20 protein-coding genes and 1 pseudogene are annotated in these 15,988 nt (G+C 64.0%); 11 read left to right on the forward strand and 10 right to left on the reverse strand.

Annotation, left to right across the window (positions count from 1 at the left end):
• Positions 1-15 precede the first annotated feature (15 nt).
• From EJ069_RS02160 to EJ069_RS02170, 3 genes and pseudogenes are all read left to right on the forward strand, one after another.
• Entirely contained in the window at positions 16-309 is a 294-nt protein-coding gene (locus tag EJ069_RS02160; RefSeq protein ID WP_042646984.1) for a GYD domain-containing protein, read from the forward strand.
• A 63-nt stretch (positions 310-372) separates the two neighbouring features.
• Positions 373-752, forward strand: a pseudogene (locus EJ069_RS02165) (DCC1-like thiol-disulfide oxidoreductase family protein).
• Positions 753-866: 114 nt separating this feature from the next.
• Complete coding sequence (locus EJ069_RS02170) at positions 867-1,529, forward strand: PadR family transcriptional regulator (RefSeq protein ID WP_126059864.1); 663 nt, start codon at positions 867-869, stop codon at positions 1,527-1,529.
• A gap of 79 nt (positions 1,530-1,608) precedes the next feature.
• Here the strand turns inward: EJ069_RS02170 and EJ069_RS02175 are convergent, their stop codons facing one another.
• Together EJ069_RS02175 and EJ069_RS02180 are read right to left on the reverse strand one after the other, a co-directional pair.
• Entirely contained in the window at positions 1,609-1,869 is a 261-nt protein-coding gene (locus EJ069_RS02175; protein ID WP_126059865.1) for a YiaA/YiaB family inner membrane protein, read from the reverse strand.
• A 44-nt stretch (positions 1,870-1,913) separates the two neighbouring features.
• On the reverse strand, positions 1,914-2,591 hold the full coding sequence (locus EJ069_RS02180) for a PspA/IM30 family protein (RefSeq protein WP_126059866.1): 678 nt from the start codon (positions 2,589-2,591) through the stop codon (positions 1,914-1,916).
• Positions 2,592-2,766: 175 nt separating this feature from the next.
• On the opposite strand from EJ069_RS02180, the gene EJ069_RS02185 reads away from it, so the two are divergent.
• Both EJ069_RS02185 and EJ069_RS02190 read left to right on the forward strand, forming a co-directional pair.
• The gene (locus EJ069_RS02185) at positions 2,767-3,408 is read left to right on the forward strand and encodes a TetR/AcrR family transcriptional regulator (RefSeq protein WP_126059867.1); all 642 of its coding nucleotides are present in this window, start codon (positions 2,767-2,769) and stop codon (positions 3,406-3,408) included.
• A 49-nt stretch (positions 3,409-3,457) separates the two neighbouring features.
• On the forward strand, positions 3,458-3,751 hold the full coding sequence (locus tag EJ069_RS02190; protein ID WP_126059868.1) for an HlyU family transcriptional regulator: 294 nt from the start codon (positions 3,458-3,460) through the stop codon (positions 3,749-3,751).
• A gap of 38 nt (positions 3,752-3,789) precedes the next feature.
• Here EJ069_RS02190 and EJ069_RS02195 read toward each other — a convergent pair whose 3' ends face one another.
• The 3 genes from EJ069_RS02195 to EJ069_RS02205 all read right to left on the reverse strand — a co-directional run bounded on the left by EJ069_RS02195 (position 3,790) and on the right by EJ069_RS02205 (position 5,712).
• Positions 3,790-4,722 (reverse strand): 3-keto-5-aminohexanoate cleavage protein, encoded by a 933-nt coding sequence (locus EJ069_RS02195; RefSeq protein WP_126059869.1) that lies wholly within the window; start codon positions 4,720-4,722, stop codon positions 3,790-3,792.
• A 35-nt stretch (positions 4,723-4,757) separates the two neighbouring features.
• Positions 4,758-4,994, reverse strand: coding sequence for a hypothetical protein (locus EJ069_RS02200; protein ID WP_245456419.1), 237 nt, complete (start codon positions 4,992-4,994; stop codon positions 4,758-4,760).
• A gap of 79 nt (positions 4,995-5,073) precedes the next feature.
• Positions 5,074-5,712: an FMN-dependent NADH-azoreductase gene (locus EJ069_RS02205; RefSeq protein WP_126059870.1), complete on the reverse strand. Its 639-nt coding sequence runs from the start codon at positions 5,710-5,712 to the stop codon at positions 5,074-5,076.
• 114 nt (positions 5,713-5,826) lie between these two features.
• Between EJ069_RS02205 and EJ069_RS02210 the strand changes: the two genes are divergently transcribed.
• Complete coding sequence (locus EJ069_RS02210) at positions 5,827-6,774, forward strand: LysR family transcriptional regulator (protein ID WP_126059871.1); 948 nt, start codon at positions 5,827-5,829, stop codon at positions 6,772-6,774.
• Here EJ069_RS02210 and EJ069_RS02215 read toward each other — a convergent pair.
• Positions 6,716-7,342 (reverse strand): TetR/AcrR family transcriptional regulator, encoded by a 627-nt coding sequence (locus tag EJ069_RS02215; protein WP_126059872.1) that lies wholly within the window; start codon positions 7,340-7,342, stop codon positions 6,716-6,718. The two genes, EJ069_RS02210 and EJ069_RS02215, sit on opposite strands and share 59 nt — an antisense overlap.
• 65 nt (positions 7,343-7,407) lie before the next feature.
• On the opposite strand from EJ069_RS02215, the gene EJ069_RS02220 reads away from it, so the two are divergent.
• On the forward strand, positions 7,408-7,833 hold the full coding sequence (locus EJ069_RS02220) for a VOC family protein (RefSeq protein ID WP_126059873.1): 426 nt from the start codon (positions 7,408-7,410) through the stop codon (positions 7,831-7,833).
• An 11-nt stretch (positions 7,834-7,844) separates the two neighbouring features.
• Here EJ069_RS02220 and EJ069_RS02225 read toward each other — a convergent pair whose 3' ends face one another.
• Positions 7,845-8,792 (reverse strand): trypsin-like peptidase domain-containing protein, encoded by a 948-nt coding sequence (locus tag EJ069_RS02225; protein ID WP_126059874.1) that lies wholly within the window; start codon positions 8,790-8,792, stop codon positions 7,845-7,847.
• A gap of 160 nt (positions 8,793-8,952) precedes the next feature.
• Here EJ069_RS02225 and EJ069_RS02230 point away from each other — a divergent pair, with 160 nt between their 5' ends.
• The 4 genes from EJ069_RS02230 (at position 8,953) to ugpC (ending at position 12,710) form a co-directional block, all read left to right on the forward strand.
• Entirely contained in the window at positions 8,953-9,828 is an 876-nt protein-coding gene (locus EJ069_RS02230) for a S1C family serine protease (protein ID WP_126059875.1), read from the forward strand.
• A gap of 8 nt (positions 9,829-9,836) precedes the next feature.
• A complete protein-coding gene (locus tag EJ069_RS02235; RefSeq protein ID WP_126059876.1) occupies positions 9,837-10,481 on the forward strand; it encodes a helix-turn-helix transcriptional regulator in 645 nt (214 codons plus the stop codon).
• Positions 10,482-10,577: 96 nt separating this feature from the next.
• Positions 10,578-11,444, forward strand: coding sequence for an NAD(P)-dependent oxidoreductase (locus EJ069_RS02240; RefSeq protein WP_126059877.1), 867 nt, complete (start codon positions 10,578-10,580; stop codon positions 11,442-11,444).
• 180 nt (positions 11,445-11,624) lie between these two features.
• Positions 11,625-12,710: a sn-glycerol-3-phosphate ABC transporter ATP-binding protein UgpC gene (ugpC, locus tag EJ069_RS02245; protein ID WP_126059878.1), complete on the forward strand. Its 1,086-nt coding sequence runs from the start codon at positions 11,625-11,627 to the stop codon at positions 12,708-12,710.
• 137 nt (positions 12,711-12,847) lie between these two features.
• Here ugpC and EJ069_RS02250 read toward each other — a convergent pair whose 3' ends face one another.
• From EJ069_RS02250 to EJ069_RS02260, 3 genes are read right to left on the reverse strand one after another with little or no spacing between them, the layout of a single operon-like run.
• Positions 12,848-13,690, reverse strand: coding sequence for a carbohydrate ABC transporter permease (locus tag EJ069_RS02250; RefSeq protein WP_126059879.1), 843 nt, complete (start codon positions 13,688-13,690; stop codon positions 12,848-12,850).
• Positions 13,687-14,571: a sugar ABC transporter permease gene (locus tag EJ069_RS02255; RefSeq protein WP_126059880.1), complete on the reverse strand. Its 885-nt coding sequence runs from the start codon at positions 14,569-14,571 to the stop codon at positions 13,687-13,689. The genes EJ069_RS02250 and EJ069_RS02255 overlap by 4 nt, the downstream gene beginning before the upstream one ends.
• Before the next feature lie 52 nt (positions 14,572-14,623).
• Positions 14,624-15,898, reverse strand: a complete 1,275-nt coding sequence (locus EJ069_RS02260) for an extracellular solute-binding protein (protein WP_126059881.1) — start codon at positions 15,896-15,898, stop codon at positions 14,624-14,626.
• Between the last annotated feature and the right edge of the window lie 90 nt (positions 15,899-15,988).

Consider the following 15,988-nt stretch of genomic DNA (forward strand, 5'->3'; position numbering starts at 1 on the left):
GGTGGGAGGTGTGCCATGACAACCTACATCGTGCTTATCAACTGGACCGAGCTGGGCGCCAGGAACGTGCGGGAGTCGCCGAAGCGGCTCGATGCGGCCAAAAAGCTGCTGGGGGAAATGGGCGGCTCGTTCAAGTCATTCTACCTGACGATGGGCGAATGCGACATGGTCGCCATCGTCGAGGCTCCGGACGACGCGGTGCTCGCCCGCTTCGCGCTGCTGCTGTCGTCGGGCGGCAATGTCAAGACGCGGACGATGAAGGCGTTCCCGGAATTCGCCTATCGCGAGATCATCAGTTCGCTCGGGTAGGCGGCTGAAGCCGGGACCGGCGCGGCTGTTGCGAAGCCGCGCCGCATTCCCGATAGTCGCGCCATGCCCAAGCCGCCGCTGACCGTCTGGTACAACACGCGCTGTCCGGTGTGCGATGCCGGCATCAGCCGCCAGAGGCGGCGGCTGATCGAGGCGGTCAAGGCGGGCCGCGTCGCATTCCGCGACTCAATTTCGAACCCGAAGCGCTTTCAGCCTTCGGCGCCTCGCTCGAGGATATCCGCCGGCGCCTGCACGCGACCGATAGCGAAGGCCGGCTGCTGGTCGGCGCCGATGTGGCGGTCGTGGTCTGGCGGCTCACGCCGGGCGAGGGGTGGCTGGCGAGCTTGTTCGGCAATGTGACAACGCTGCCGCTGACGCGCATCGCCTATGACCGTTTCGCGGACCTTCTCTACGCCTGGAACCGGCGTAAGGGCCGCTGGTAGGCGGAATGCCAAAGGCTTGGCGCCTCCTGCGATACATCGTAAGATATATCTTGACTCGACGAGGAGTGCGCCTTACTTAAGATGTATCGTAAGATATAACTCAAGGAGCAATCCATGCACAGGCACGATCATTCCGGGCATCATTTCGGCGAGCGCATGTTCATGCATATGGCCGGCAAGTTCGGCGGCCGCGGTGGCGGCGGCTTTGGTCCGTTTGGGGGCAGGGGCGGCGGGCGCGGCGGCCCGGGCGACATGTTCCGCGCTGGCCGGATGCTCGCCGACGGCGATCTCAAGCTGATCACGCTGTCGCTCTTGGCCGACGCGCCGCGCCATGGCTATGACATCATCAAGGCGCTGGAAGAGCGCACCAGCGGCGTCTACAGCCCGAGCCCGGGCGTGGTCTATCCGACGCTGACCTTCCTGGAAGAGGCGGGCTACGCGGTGTCGTCCAGCGAAGGCAACAAGAAGGTGTTTTCGATCACCGAGGCCGGCAGGGCGCATCTCGAGGAGAACCGCGAGATGATCGACGGCGTGCTCGACCATCTCGAGCGCTTCGGCCGCAAGATGGCCGCGGCGCGCGAGTGGTTCGGCTGGGGCGACGACAAGGACGAGGGGCGCCGCGGCCGTTCGGAAAAGCGCGACCAGTTCCGCGCGCTGCGACATCGTCTGCGCGCCGCGCTCGGCGACATCGCCGACGCGCCGGAAGACAAGCAGGCCGAGGCGATCAGCATCCTGGAAGACGCCGCCGAGGCGATCGAGGCGCTGGCGCGGCGCTAAGCCATTTTCATACGAGCAGCCAAAAAGCCCGGAGCGATCCGGGCTTTTTGCATTCAGTCAGCGATCGGCAGGGCAAGGACTATTCCTTGCCGACATATTCGCTGATCAGCTTCTCGTTGCGCGCCTTCTCGATCTTGGCGGTGGTCTCGGCCGCGATCCGCTCGTCGGTGCGATATTTGACCAGGTTCACCAGGCTGCCGGTAAGCAGGAGGACACCCATCGCCCAATAGCCCTTGGTCGAGAGGTCGATCGGCGCCAGCCACAGCGACAGGCCGAGCATGAAATAGGCGGCGCCCACGGACACGGTGTTGAACAGGATATAGGTCTGATTGCCGTTCATCGTATTGCTCCTTGGAATTTGATCTGTTTTTTCGGAAAGCGGGTTCAGTTCAGGGATTTGAGGCGCGCCAGGACGTCCTCGGCGCGCACCTTGGTGGCCGGTCCGTGGCCTGCCTCGGCGAGGCGCTCGCGGATCGCCTCGTGGCGCAGCTCGCCATCGATCTCGTCGAGGATGCCGGCCTCCTCGAACGGGTCGCTGCTTTCCCTGATGCGGGCGAGCAGTTCCTCCGCCTCGTTGATGCTCGCCGTGCGGCCGATCGACCGGTTGAGGCGCGACTGCGCCTTGCGCTCGGCGTCAATCGCCCGCGCGGAGATCATGCCCTGATTGAGGCCGATGATGCGGCGATGCGCCTGTTCGACGGACAGGCGCATACGCAAGGTCTTCTCGCCCAGGCTCTTCACGGTGGCGCGGCGCACCTCGCGCTCGTTCTCGAGCTCGGCGATTGCGGAAGCGCCGCCTTCGGCAAGCGCCTGGTTGTTGGCGGAAAGCGCGCTCAGCGTGCGGGTTTCCAGATCGGCGATGCGGCGGTCGAGCTGGTCGAGGCTGGTCTGCTCGGCACGCTGGCGCACGATCAGCGAGGCGAGCGTCTGCTTGGCGGCGGCGAGGCCCGCTTCCGCGTCGCGGATGCGCTGCGCCAGAAGGTCGATGGCGAAACGGTCCTTCAGATTGTCCTCGGCCCGGGCGCTGGCGCCGTCCAGCAATGTCTTGATCAGGCTAAGCATTGAGTCTTCTCCCTGTTGATGTGAACGTTGTTCACGACGCCAACATAGCAGGACATGAACATTGTTCAAGAACTATTTTGAACGCTGTTCAAGGGGTGTCGGACATGGTAAACGCAGGCAAACAGAATGAATTCGGGCCTGCACGCGGGTTCCGGACAGAAGGGCAGGAAAGTGCATGGCGCTGGACAAGGAAGAAATGAGCGAGAAGGTGCTCGCCATCGCCGAGGCGCTGCTCAATGAGGGCGGCGCGGAAAATCTCAAGGCGCGCACCATCGCCGAGCAGGCCGGCATTTCGGTCGGATCGGTCTACAACCTCTTTGCCGATCTCGACGAGGTGCACCGGGCCGTCAACATGCGGCTGCTCGACCGGCTCGGCGCGACAGGCCTCGCGGCCATGGCCGATCTCGAAAGGCAAGGGGTGACCGATGTCCAGCACCGCATCCTGGCGATGGCGGCGGCCTATGTGCGCTTCGTCGAGGCGCATCCCGGCAGCTGGCCGGCGGTGCTTGCCTTCAACCGCCGCCGTGCGACGCGGCCGGGCCCCGATGCCTATGACGCGCTGCTCGACGCGCTCTTCGACATTGTCGCCGGCGTGCTCAAGGCAGGCGATTTCGGCCTCGACGACAACCGCCGCGCGCTTGCGGCCCGGACCTTGTGGTCAAGTGTGCATGGCATCGTAACCAGCGGCTATGTGGCCAATTCCGACAGCCGGCAGGCCGAGGAGATCTGGCATCAGATCGAGCTGCTGGTCGGCGTTTTCGTCAAGGGACTGGAACATGGCGGCGCATTCGCGCATGCTGAGACAAAGTCTGATTAAACAGGGCGCTGCGGATCTTCGACGCCCGCGTAAAATGGAGTTTTAAAAAATGTCTTTTCTGAAAAAGCTTTTCGGCGGCGGCAGCAGTGAGGCCACGGAGACCGGCAGCGCCAAGCCGGCCAAGCAGGTCGAGCACAAGGGCTTCCTGATCAGCGCGACGCCCTACAAGGCCGAGGGCCAATACCAGACCTGCGGCGTCGTCTCGAAGGAAGTGAACGGCGTGCTGAAAGAGCACCGCTTCATCCGAGCCGACCGCTTCGCCGGACTGGACGATGCCGTCGACATCTCGATCAAGAAAGGCATCCAGCTCGTCGACGAGCAGGGCGAGAGGATGTTCGGCTAGGCGCCGTAGCTTCGGCTGCGCCGGCCAGCATCTTTCGATCAGAACGCGACCTTATCCCCGCCCTTGAGCTGCAGGATCTGGCGCGCCTCGTCGGGCGTGGCGATCGAGGCGCCGAGGCCTTCGATGATCTGGCGCACCTTGGTCACCTGTTCGGCGCTGGAGCGGGCGAGCTTGCCCTTGCCGATCCAGAGTGAATCCTCCAGCCCGACGCGCACATTGCCGCCGAGCGCAATCGCCTGCGTGGCGATCGGCAGTTGATGGCGGCCGGCGCCCAGCACCGACCAGTGATAATCGTTGCCGAACAGTCGGTCGGCGGTGCGCTTCATGTGCGCGACGTCTTCCGGATGCGTGCCGATGCCGCCGAGGATGCCGAACACGCTCTGGACGAAGAACGGCGCCTTGACCAGGCCGCGCTCGACGAAATGCGCCAGCGTGTAGAGATGGCCGATATCGTAGCACTCGATCTCGAAGCGCGTGCCGTTGTCGGCGCAGGTGCGCAATATGTGCTCGATGTCGCCAAAAGTGTTGCGGAAGATGCGGTCGCGCGAGGATTCGAGATAGGGCCGCTCCCAGTCATGCTCGAAGGTCTTGAAGCGCTCCAGCATCGGGAACAGCGCGAAATTCATCGAGCCCATGTTGAGCGACGCGACCTCGGGCGCAAAGACCTTCGCCGGCCGGACGCGCTCCTCGACACTCATCGTCGCGGCACCACCGGTGGTGATGTTGACGACGCAGTTGGAGCGCTGCTTGATGACCTGCAGGAAAGGCGCGAAGGCCTCGGTCGATTGGTCGGGGCGGCCGTCGACCGGATTGCGGGCATGGAGATGGACGATCGCGGCGCCCGCCTCGGCCGCCTCTATCGCGGCGGTGGCGATCTCTTCGGCCGTCACCGGCAGATGCGGCGACATCGATGGCGTATGGATCGAGCCCGTGACCGCGCAGGTGATGATGATCTTGTTCCGGTTCGCCACTTTTGATGCCTCGATCTCTTGGTTGTTTGAAGCGCCTATTTGACCGCGCCTTGCGTGATGCCGGAAATGAACTGCTTCGACAGCACGATATAGAGCACGGTAATCGGCAGCGCCGCCAGTGTCAGCCCGGTGAACAGCACCCCCCAGTCGGTGGTGAATTCGCCGACGAACACGGTCAGCCCTTGCGGCAGTGTCTTCCAATTGTCGGAGGTGATCAGCACCAGCGGAAAGAAAAAGTCGTTCCAGATCGGCACCGCGTTCTGGATCGTCACGATGACCAGCGCCGGAGCGAAATGCAGAAAGAGGCAAGCGCTGGCGGGCGCCTGCCTCTTTCATCTCCGGCATCGGTGATCAGGCAGCCGCGGCGGCCTGATTGGCGTTGGCGGCAGCGATCGCATCGACCTTGGCGGTGGCCTTGGCGAGCGCGGCGGTCACGGCATCGGCACCCATGCCGACGCCCTCGACGCGGATCACTTCAACGTCGGTCATGCCGAGGAAGCCGAGCACGCTGCGCAGATACGGGACGGCATGGTCCATCTGCACCGCGGCGCCTTCCGAATAGATGCCGCCGGAAGCGAGCACGATGTAGACCTTCTTGCCGGCGACGAGGCCCTTCGGACCATTCTCGCCGTAAGCGAAGGTCTTGCCCGAGCGGGCGACGTGGTCGACCCAGGACTTCAACGTCGAGGAGATGTTGAAGTTGATGAAGCCGGTGGCGAGGATGATCGTGTCGGCGGCGAAGACCTCATCGAGCACGGCGTCGGAAACGCCGACGACTTCGGCCTGGCGCGGCGTGCGCGCTTCGGCCGGCGTGTAGATGCCGGTGGCGTAGTCGGGGTCGATATGCGGCAGCGGATTGGCGACCAGATCGCGCACGACAAGCGTGTTGGACGGATCGGCGGCAACAAGCTTCTGGGCGAGATCGGTGGCGACGCGGGTCGAGTGCGAAGCGGCGCCACGCGGGCTGGAGGTAACGAGAAGAATAGACATGGCGGTGTCCCCTTGGGGTTGGATTGAAACTTTCCACGCCAATATGGGATTGCTGCTCCATCAGGATAACCGGTATAATATGTATACAATCCATCAACAAAGTGGATGATAGCCGTGCAGCCGAACCCGACATTGGACCAACTCCAGATCCTGGTGGCAGTCGCCGATACCGGCAGCTTCTCGGCAGCAGGGCGCAAGCTCAACCGGGCGCAGTCGGTGGTGAGCTACGGCATCGCCAATCTCGAAGCGCAGCTTGGGCTGAAGCTGTTCGAGCGCGAAGGCGTGCGCGAGCCGCAGCTGACCGATGTCGGCAAGGCGATGCTGGAGGATGCGCGGCGCATGATCGGCGTGCTGCAGCGCATCCGCTCGCGCGCCGACGGCTACCGGCAAGGGCTGGAAGCGGAAGTGGCGATATCGGTCGACGTGACGCTGCCTTCGCCGGCGCTGGTGCGCGTGCTCAAGGCCTTCGAGGCGCAGTTCCCGGCGGTCATGCTGCGGCTTTATATCGGCTCGCTCGGTCTGATCGTCGACCAGGTCGTCAACGGCCAGGCGGATCTCGGCTTCGGCGGCCTGCAAGGCGATGCCGACGTCAATCTGCTGCGCATCGGCTTCACCTCCCTGGTGCCTGCGGCGGCGCCCGACCATCCATTAGCCAGACTGCCGAAGCCGGTCGGTGTCGAGGACCTGCGCGAGCACATCCAGCTTGTCGTCACCGACCAGTCGGAGCGGACGCGCGGGCGAGACTATGGCGTCTTTGCCTATCGCACCTGGCGACTGACCGATATGCGCACCAAGCATGCCCTGATGCGCGAGGGCCTCGGCTGGGGCGGCCTGCCGCGTTGGCTGATCGCCGACGATCTCGCCAGCGGCAGGCTGGTCGAGCTCGATCTCGAGCCTTACCGCGAAGTCCGCTCGCCGATATATGCCATGCACCGCAATGACCGCAGCCCCAAGCCGGCGGCGACCTGGTTGATCGACGAGTTCAGGCGGCAACTCGGCTGCTTCAACGAGATGGAGCCGGGCGTGTGGGCGGAGGACGGACCGGAGACAAGCCGTCCATGAGCGCGATCAGCACAGCACGATAGTCCTCGGCGGGCGCGCCGGCCTCGATGGCCAGAGCCGCCCGGTCGAAGGCGGCGGCGACCAGGGCGGTCAGCGCCTCGGCCGGCAATCTGGTCATCGCTTGCGCGCGCATCGCGGCGACGAGGCCCTCGCGCAGCGAGCGGTTGCCGTGGCGGTTGTCGATCTCGTCCATGGCGGCGCGGCCAAGCACGGCCGGCCCGTCGAGCAGCAGAAGCCGCGTGCGGCCAGGCACCTGCATTGCCTCGAGATACGCGTCCGATCCGGCGATCAAGGCTTCGCGCGCGGACAGCGACGGCGGCGAGGCATGATCGATCTCGGCCGCCACGGCCGCCGCTTCCTGTTCCACGACCGCGGCGAACAGGGCCTGCTTGTCGGCGAAATGATGATAGAGCGCCCCGCGCGTCACGCCGGCCTCGGCGACGATCTCCGGCGTGCCGGTCTCGGCATAGGATTTTTCCGTGAACAGCTTTCGCGCCGCGCGGATCAGATCGGCGCGCGTCGCCTCGGTGCGGTCGCGGTTGGAGCGGCGTCCGGGCTCTTGTTGCATACATGCAGCCTGTATGTTATTGCATTTACATACAAACTGTATGTTGGATGAGAGGAGAAGGAAAGATGAAGACGACCAGCTACTATCCGGTGCTGATGACGGGCGATGTCGAAGGCACGGCGGCCTTTTACGTCGAGCATTTCCGCTTCAAGCCGCTCTTCGAAAGCGATTGGTATGTGCATCTGCAATCGACCGAGGACAGGCGCGTCAATATAGGCGTCGTGCAAGGGGATCATGAGACGATCCCGGAGGAGGGGCGCGGACGAACGTCAGGCCTGCTGATCAATTTCGAGGTGCGCGATCCCGATGCCGTCTACGAGCGCGTGGTTGCCGCCGGCCTGCCGATCCTGCGCAGCTTGCGCGACGAGCCGTTCGGCCAGCGGCACTTCATCACCAGAGATCCCAATGGCGTGCTGATCGACGTCATCAAGCCGATCCCGCCAAGCGAGGAATTCTTGGCGCAATATGCGCAAGGCGCGGTCGGAAGCTAGGCCAGCTGGGCTTAGCTCGCCCGCGCCACCGGGGTCACCGCCACCTGGCTGACGCCGGTGCGGCGCACGACCGTGCAGAGCGTCTCGCGGCCGATGCGCTCGGCGTCGAGCATGCGCACGAGGTCATCGACGCCGGTGACCGGCCGGCCGTCTATCGCCGCGATGATGTCGCCTTCCTTCAGGCCGGCCTTGGCGGCGGGGCCGTTCTTCTCGACGCTGCGCAGGCGCACCGCCGTGTTCGTGGTCACCTGCGACAGGAGCGCCGCCCGGCGCGGCAGGTTGGTCGTATCGGCGGAGACGCCGATGAAGGCGCGGCGCACGCGGCCGAAGCGGATGATTTCCGAAATGACGAAATTGGCGGTGTTGGAGGCGACCGCGAAGGCGATGCCTTGTGCGCCGTGGATCATGGCGGTGTTGACGCCGATCACTTCGCCCGCCGACGACACCAGCGGGCCACCGGAATTGCCAGGATTGAGCGCGGCGTCGGTCTGGATGACATCGTCGATCAGCCGGCCGGTCGAGGCGCGCATCGAGCGTCCGAGCGCGGAGACGACGCCGGCGGTGACGGTCCATTCGAAGCCGAGCGGATTGCCGATCGCGATCGCGATCTGGCCGCGGCGCAGGCGCTTGGAGTCGCCGAGCGGCGCGACGTCGGCGAAACTGCCGTCGGCGCGCACCAGCGCGATGTCGGTGTCGGGATCGCGGCCAAGCACGTGGCCCTCGCGTGAGGCGCCGTCCGGCATGGTGACGCGCACGGCGCGCGCATCGCCGACGACATGGAAGTTGGTGACGACCAGTCCATCCTGCGCGATGACGAAGCCCGAACCGTGACCGCCGGCGCCGATGCGTTCGATGCGGCAGACGGCCGGTCCGATACGGTCGACAGCGTCGGCCACGGATGCCGAGTAAGCGTCGAGCAAACTGTCATCGGATGGAAGTTTTTCGGCTGCGAAGGCCATCGGTGTGTTCCCTTGTGGAATGATGACTATATGTGCGAGGCGGCCGCAATTGCCGCGACCTGACCAGATGGCCAGTCGGGGCGGTGACTAGCCGTCAGGCGAGTATCCGCGGCTGCGCTAGCGAGCGATATCTGGGGCACCGAACCCAGGAGACAGTCTTATGAGCGACTTCAATCTCAGTGCCTTTTCCGACGCGATCGCCGATGTCGCGGCCACCGCTGCGCCCGCGCTGGCGAGTTTCGTCACGCATCACCACCGCACCGCCAGCGCCTTCCACTGGCGAGACGGCTATTTCGTTACCGCCGAGGAAGCGGTCGAAGCCGGCGAGGAGATCGAATTGACGCTGGCCTCCGGCGAAACCGTGAAGGCAGAGCTGGCCGGCCGCGATCCGTCGACGGGCGTTGCGCTGCTGAAGCCCGCTTCCGGCGCTGCCGGTTTGCCGCAACTCACTCAGGCCGGCACCGTGCGGCCCGGCAATCTGGCGATCGCCGTGGGCAACAGCGATGGCGCCGCGCTTGCCGTGTTCGGCACGGTCGGCGAGGTCGGGCCGGCGTGGCGCTCGATGCGCGGCGGCGCGATCGACCGGCGCATCAACCTCGCCATCAATACCGGCGGTCGCTTCGAGGGCGGTCCGGTGCTCGACGCCAAGGGCGGTTTGATCGGCATGCTGTTGTTCGGACCGCGCCGGCGGGCGCTGGTCATGCCTTACGAGACGATCGAGCGCGCGGTTGCCACGCTGCGCGAGAAGGGCCACGTGGCGCGCGGCTATCTCGGCGCCGGGCTGCATCCGATCCGCAACGGCGACACCAAAGGCGCCATGGTCATGAGCCTCGACGACAACGGCCCGGCCAAGGCCGCCGGCCTGCATGTCGGCGATATCGTCGTCGCCTGGAACGGCGAGGCCGTGCATGGCCCGCGCGAACTGATCCGCAAGCTCGGGCCGGACAGCGCGGGTACCGCCGTGACGCTTGGCATTTTGAGCGGCGGCGCTGAGCGCGACGTTTCGATCACCATCGGCGAGAAGCCGCTGAGCTGAGAGGATCGATGGCAAGCAGCGCGGCACAAGTGATCGCACGACCGGAATCGTCAGCCCACCGGCTGACGGTGCTGGTGGCGCTCGGCGATGCCGAGCGGGCCGAGCAGCTTGCCGATGCGCTTGCCGCGAGTGACGATCTGCTGCCGACATTGGCCGGGAGCAGCACAGGCCAGCCAGCGGACGTCGCGGTGACAGACGATGCGGCCTTGGAAAGCCGGGCTGTCGGCTCGACGATGCCTGTTGTGCTGCTGTCCCGCCGCAGCGGACTCGAACGGCTTCCCGGCAATGTGGTCGCCGTGCTGCCATCCTTGGCCGATGGCCTGTTGATCGCCGCGGCGGCGCGGCTCGCAGCTTCCGGCTATCGCATCGACAGGGCAGGGCCATCGGAAGTCGCGCATGGCGATTTCCATGACGGGCTCGCCGAAGAGGACGTCACGGATGACAATCCGGCGCGTCCGGCCCTGTCGCCACGCGAGGCGGAGGTGCTGGCGCTGCTCGCCGAAGGCGCCCCGAACAAGGTGATCGCCCGGCGGCTCAACATTTCGGTCCACACGGCGAAGTTCCATGTCGCCGCCATCCTGATCAAGCTCGGCGCCGCCAACCGGACGGACGCGATCGCGATTGCCATGCGGCAGGGGCTGGTGCTGGTCTAGGCCTTCCGGCACGACGCTGCGTAATCCGTCTTGCCCCTTGCGCCACGGCCTTGCGCCGCGCAAGTTGCCCCCCTTATTGCACAGGGAGGCAAAAGGATGTCGCTCAACGGAAAGACGCTGTTCATCTCGGGCGGATCGCGCGGCATCGGGCTGGCGATCGCGCTCAGGGCAGCGCGCGACGGCGCCAATGTGACGATCGCGGCCAAGACCGCCGAGCCGCATCCGAAGCTGCCGGGCACCATCTACACCGCGGCGCAAGAAATCGAGCAGGCCGGCGGCAAGGCGCTGCCGGTGCTTTGCGACATCCGCGACGAAGCGCAGGTCGCCGAGGCGGTGGCGAAAACCGTGGAGCGGTTCGGCGGCATCGACATCTGCGTCAACAATGCCAGCGCCATCCAGCTCACCGGCACGCTGGAGACCGACATGAAGCGCTATGATTTGATGCATCAGATCAACACACGCGGCACCTTCCTGGTCTCCAAAATGTGCATTCCGCACCTGAAGTTGGCCAAGAATCCTCACATCCTGAATCTGGCGCCGCCGCTCGACATGAAGGCCAAGTGGTTCAAGAACCATGTTGCCTACACGATGGCGAAGTTCGGCATGTCGATGTGCACGCTTGGCATGAGCGCCGAGTTCGCCAAGGACGGCATCGCGGTGAATTCACTTTGGCCGATCTCGACCATCGACACGGCAGCGGTGCGCAATCTTCTGGGCGGCGCGACGGTGGCGGCGATGAGCCGCTCGCCCGACATCATGGCCGACGCCGCACATGCGATCTTCATGCGCCCGTCGCGTGAGGCGACCGGCAATTTCTACATCGACGAAGAGGTGCTGCGCGCCGAAGGCGTGACGGATTTTTCGGTATACGCGCCCGGCGCCGCCGATCAGCTCGCGGGCGACTTCTTCGTTCCCGACGAGGTGTTTGCGAACTCGCAGACGAAGGTCAGAAGAATCTACTGAAGGCGCGCAGGCGGCCAGTCCGCCGCGGCCTTTTTGCCTTTGGCCAACGCCATGACCCGGTGGCAGGACAGCTGGCAGCTGTTCCGGCGACCAGCGATGAGGCGCTCGTTGTGCCGTAGCTCCACATTCCTTGACATCGGATATTTATCCGAAATTATGCAGGAAAGGAGGATCGCAAGCATGACGGGAATCGCGCTATCGGGCGTATCGAAGCACTTTGGCGCGGTCGAGGTGATCCGCGACGTGAGCCTCACCATTGAGCCGGGAGAGCTGGTCGTGTTTCTCGGTCCGTCCGGTTCTGGCAAGACGACGCTGCTCCGGATGATTGCCGGCCTTGAAAGCATTGACGAGGGCACGCTGACGATCGACGGGGTGCGCTCGGAAAACCTGGCGCCGGGCAGGCGCAACGTTGCGATGGTCTTTCAGAACTATGCGCTTTACCCGCATATGACAGTCGCGGAGAACATGGCCTTCGGGCTAAGGAACATTCGGGTCGCGCCGGATGTCATCCGCCAACGGATCGCCGAGGCTGCGCGTATCCTGGAGATCGAAGCGCTGCTCCACCGGCGGCCGTCGCAGCTCTCCGGCGGGCAGCGCCAGCGCGTGGCCATTGGGCGGGCGATCGTCAAGGAGCCCAAGGCTTTCCTGTTCGACGAGCCACTCTCCAATCTGGACGCAGCACTTCGAGCCCGTACTCGCGTCGAGCTCGCCGAATTGCATCAGCGTTTGAAGTCGACGATGATCTACGTCACCCACGACCAGGTGGAAGCGATGACGCTCGCCGACCGTATCGTGATCCTCAACAATTGCCGGATAGAGCAGATGGGAAAACCCGTCGAGGTCTATACACGTCCGGCGTCGCGATTCGTCGCGGCCTTCGTCGGGTCTCCGGCGATGAACATTCTGCCTGTTACGGTTTCGGGCTCAGGCGACAGGCTCAACGCGCGCTTGACGGATGGATCGCTTGTCGAACTTCCGGGCGGGCCTATCAACATGGATTGGCGCGAACTCGGAGTGCGGCCGGATTCGCTGACTGTGGTCGCGGAGGGCGGGGACGCATCCGCCACGGTCACCGTTGTCGAGCGCCTTGGCGAGCGAACGCTCGTCTATGCGCGGCTCGCGGATGGGACGCAGGTGACGGCACAGGATCGCGGGCTTTCGAGCGTCAAACCGGGCGACGCCGTCCGGCTGAAGTTCGACACCACGGCCCTGCATCTCTTCGCCGCGGATGGATCGACCTGGCACGCGCACGCTGGCGGGGCCTGAGCCCGCCGGGTCTGGATTCCGGTTCGCGCGACGCGTTTTAGAGCAATTCCAGGAAAAGTGTGAGCGGTTTTCCGTCCGGAATTGCGTAAAAACAAAGAGATAGAGTGGTTCGCCGTTTCCGTGAAAGGTGAAACGCTCTAGCCCTTGATACCTGCCGAGAGCGTTATCGCTTCGGTTACTCGACGCTGGAAGAAGAGGTAGGCTAGCGCCACTGGAAGGCCGGCCAGTACAGCCGCCGACAGCTGGCGCGCGTAGTAGACGCCGAAGGCATCGTTGACCTGCGTGATGCCGACGGTGATCGTCATCATCTCGGTGCGGGTCACGGAGAGGAACGGCCACAAAAACGCATTCCACGTCCAGATGAAGCAGACGATCGACAGCGCCGTCGTTACCCCCCAGTTCATCGGCATGTAGATCTTGAAGAGGATCCCGAATTCAGACGCATTGTCCATGACGGCGGCCTCGCGGAAGTCCTTCGGGACCTGATCGAAGAACTGCTTGTACACGATGATAATGACGGGGTGGATAAGCTGCGGCAGCATGATTCCGGCCCAGCTGTTGATCAGGCCGAGGTTGGCGACCAGCACGAAATGATTGATGATAAGCGCTGAAATCGGCACCATGAAGGAGGCGAGGATCAGCCACCATAGCGCGATCCGCCCCGGGAAGCGCAACTGCGAGATCGCGTAGCCGCACAGCATCGAGATGAAGATGGTGATGACCGTGACGCCGACCGCGACCGCCACCGAATTGACGTACCAGGCACCGATCTGTGTGGTGGTCAGGGCGCTGATATAGTTCTCCAGCGTCGGCGTCTCGGGCCAGAGTTCGATGTAAGGCCGCACGACCTCGTCGTCCGGTTTGAGCGATGAGATCACACCCCAATAGAGCGGGAACACCCATAGGATGGCCCAGACGAGCGTCAGCGCCGTGATTACCCCGCTCCAAAAGTTCCAGCGTTGCACAGCCATGACGTTCATCGGCGCTGCCTTTCGGCGAACCGCAGCAGTTGGAATTGCAGGACCGAGACGACGACCACAAGGACGAAGAGGGTGACGGCGACAGCCGCCGCCCTGCCTCCCTGGTTCTGCTGGAAAGCCTTCTGGAAGACGTAGTAGACGAGCACCATGTTGTCGTTCGGCCGGCCGCCGATCGAGAACAGATAGACCTGATCGAAGATCTTGAGCTGCAGGATGAGCTGGATGGTGAACACCAGCGAGGTGATCGGCCACAGCAGCGGCCAGGTGATACGCCGGAACGTGGTCCATCGCGTGGAGTTGTCGAGCGCCGCGGCTTCGTAGATCTCCGCTGGTATTGACCGCAGCCCGGCAAGAAAGAGGAGGATCGAGAAGCCCGCGGTCCACCAGATCGTCACCCCGGCCACCGCCGGCAAGAACCAGAGGCGCGACTTGAACACCGGCACGCGCGGGATGCCCAGCCAGTCCAGCACATGCATCGCGATCCCGAACTGGAAATTCAACGTCCAGTCCCAGATCAGATAGACGACGGACACTGGCAGGATATAGGGCAGGAAGAACAGCGCCAGAATGATCGACTGGAAGCGGCCCTTGAGCCGCGACACGCCCAGCGCGATCAACAGCGCGATGAGTGTCCCTGGGACGACCGTCATCAGCACGAAATAAGCGGTGTTCCAGAGCGCCCGCCGGAACATCGGGTCGTTGTCGAGCCGCAGATAGTTGTCGAGACCAACCCACCGACCCGCGCCGATCAGCGGCGCATCGGTGAAGGAGATGCGGAACATCTGGACCGTCGGATAGACGAACGTCAGCAGGTAGATCGCCAGGAAGGGAGCGACCAGCACCAGCGCGACAAGACGTTCAGTGCGGAAGTTGCGAAGCATGGCTCTTCCTCAATATGACTGGGACCGCCCCGGACAGTCCAGCCTTTGAGCTTTACATGCTGTTCAGCTCTTCCTTGATGGATTTCACCGCCTCGCCTGGGTCCATCTCTCCGTTGAGGGTCGGCACGAAATAGTTGGACATGATGTCGAAGATCGGCCCGGCGACACCAGCCTTGGGCGACTTCGGATCGAAGATCATGTTGGCCGTCAGCGGCGAGTAGGTCGCGTTGGGCTCCATTGCCTTGTATTCAGCCGTTTCGGTGACCGGCTTGTAGGCCGGGATGTGGCCTGCCGTGGCCCAGAACAGCGAGTGCTTGTCCATCCATGAGATCACCTCGAGGACCGCGGCACGCTTTTGCGGGCTGATCTCCTTGCCCTTGTTCTTCGGGATTGCGAATGAGTGGCTGTCCGCATAGGTGCATGGCTTGTCGAAGATCACCGGGATCTCGACGGCGCCCCAGTCGAACAGCTTACCTTGCTTGGCAAGGTCGGTCATCGTGGGAACTTCCCAGACGCCGTTGATCATCATTGCGGCCTTGCCCGAGGTGAACAGGGCGACGGTTGCGGGATAGTCCGTGTAGGTCGACTGCAGCCCTGCCTTCGTCCACCCTTGCAGAACCGCCAGCGCCTTCTCCAGCTTTTCGGGATTGTCGCCGGCGAGGAATTCGTTGCCTGTCAGAAGCTCGCCACCCTGCTGGCACACCAGCGAGTAAATGGTGCGGTACATGAAGTTGCCGTCGGCTGTGACGCTGCCCAACGGAAACTCCACGCCGGCATCCTTCAACTTCTTGAGTGTCGCGGTGAATTCCTCCTTGTTGCGCATGCCCAAGGGACGGCCGTCCCCGCCGAGCACGCCTGCCTTCTTCAGGAGGTCGCGATTGTAGTAGAGCACGATTGGATGGGTATCGAGCGGCACTGCGTATTGCTTGCCGTCGACCGTCACCGCATCCATCGTCGTCTGGGCGAAGTCCGAGGCCGAGAGGCCCATCTTGCTCATGTCGTCGGCGGTGATCTCTTCGAGAATGTCCTGGCTCACCGCCAAGGGAATGCGGCTGGCATGATAGGTCATGACGTCTGGCGCCTCACCGACCGAGGCCGAGGTCTGCACCTTCGTGTAGAAGGGCGTTCCCCACTCCAGCGTCGTGGCGTCGATCTTGATCTTGCCGGCGTGGGCAGCGTTGAAGTCGGAGATCATCTGCTTCATGCGCACACCGTCACCGCCGCCGAGGAAATCCCACCACGCGACGGTTTCCTCGGCCTGGGCCGCGACGGACCAGAATCCACCGGCCGCGACCATCGCTATGGCCATCATCTTGCGAAAGTTCATCTCAGCTTCCTCCCGAGCACGGCGGTTAGATCCGCCTTGAACATTTCAATGCTACACCAAACCAAACCGCCCGCAACGGATTTTACGGTA

Origin of the sequence: Mesorhizobium sp. M2A.F.Ca.ET.043.05.1.1 (assembly GCF_003952445.1) — a bacterium.
In the GTDB taxonomy this organism is placed as follows: Bacteria; Pseudomonadota; Alphaproteobacteria; order Rhizobiales; family Rhizobiaceae; genus Mesorhizobium.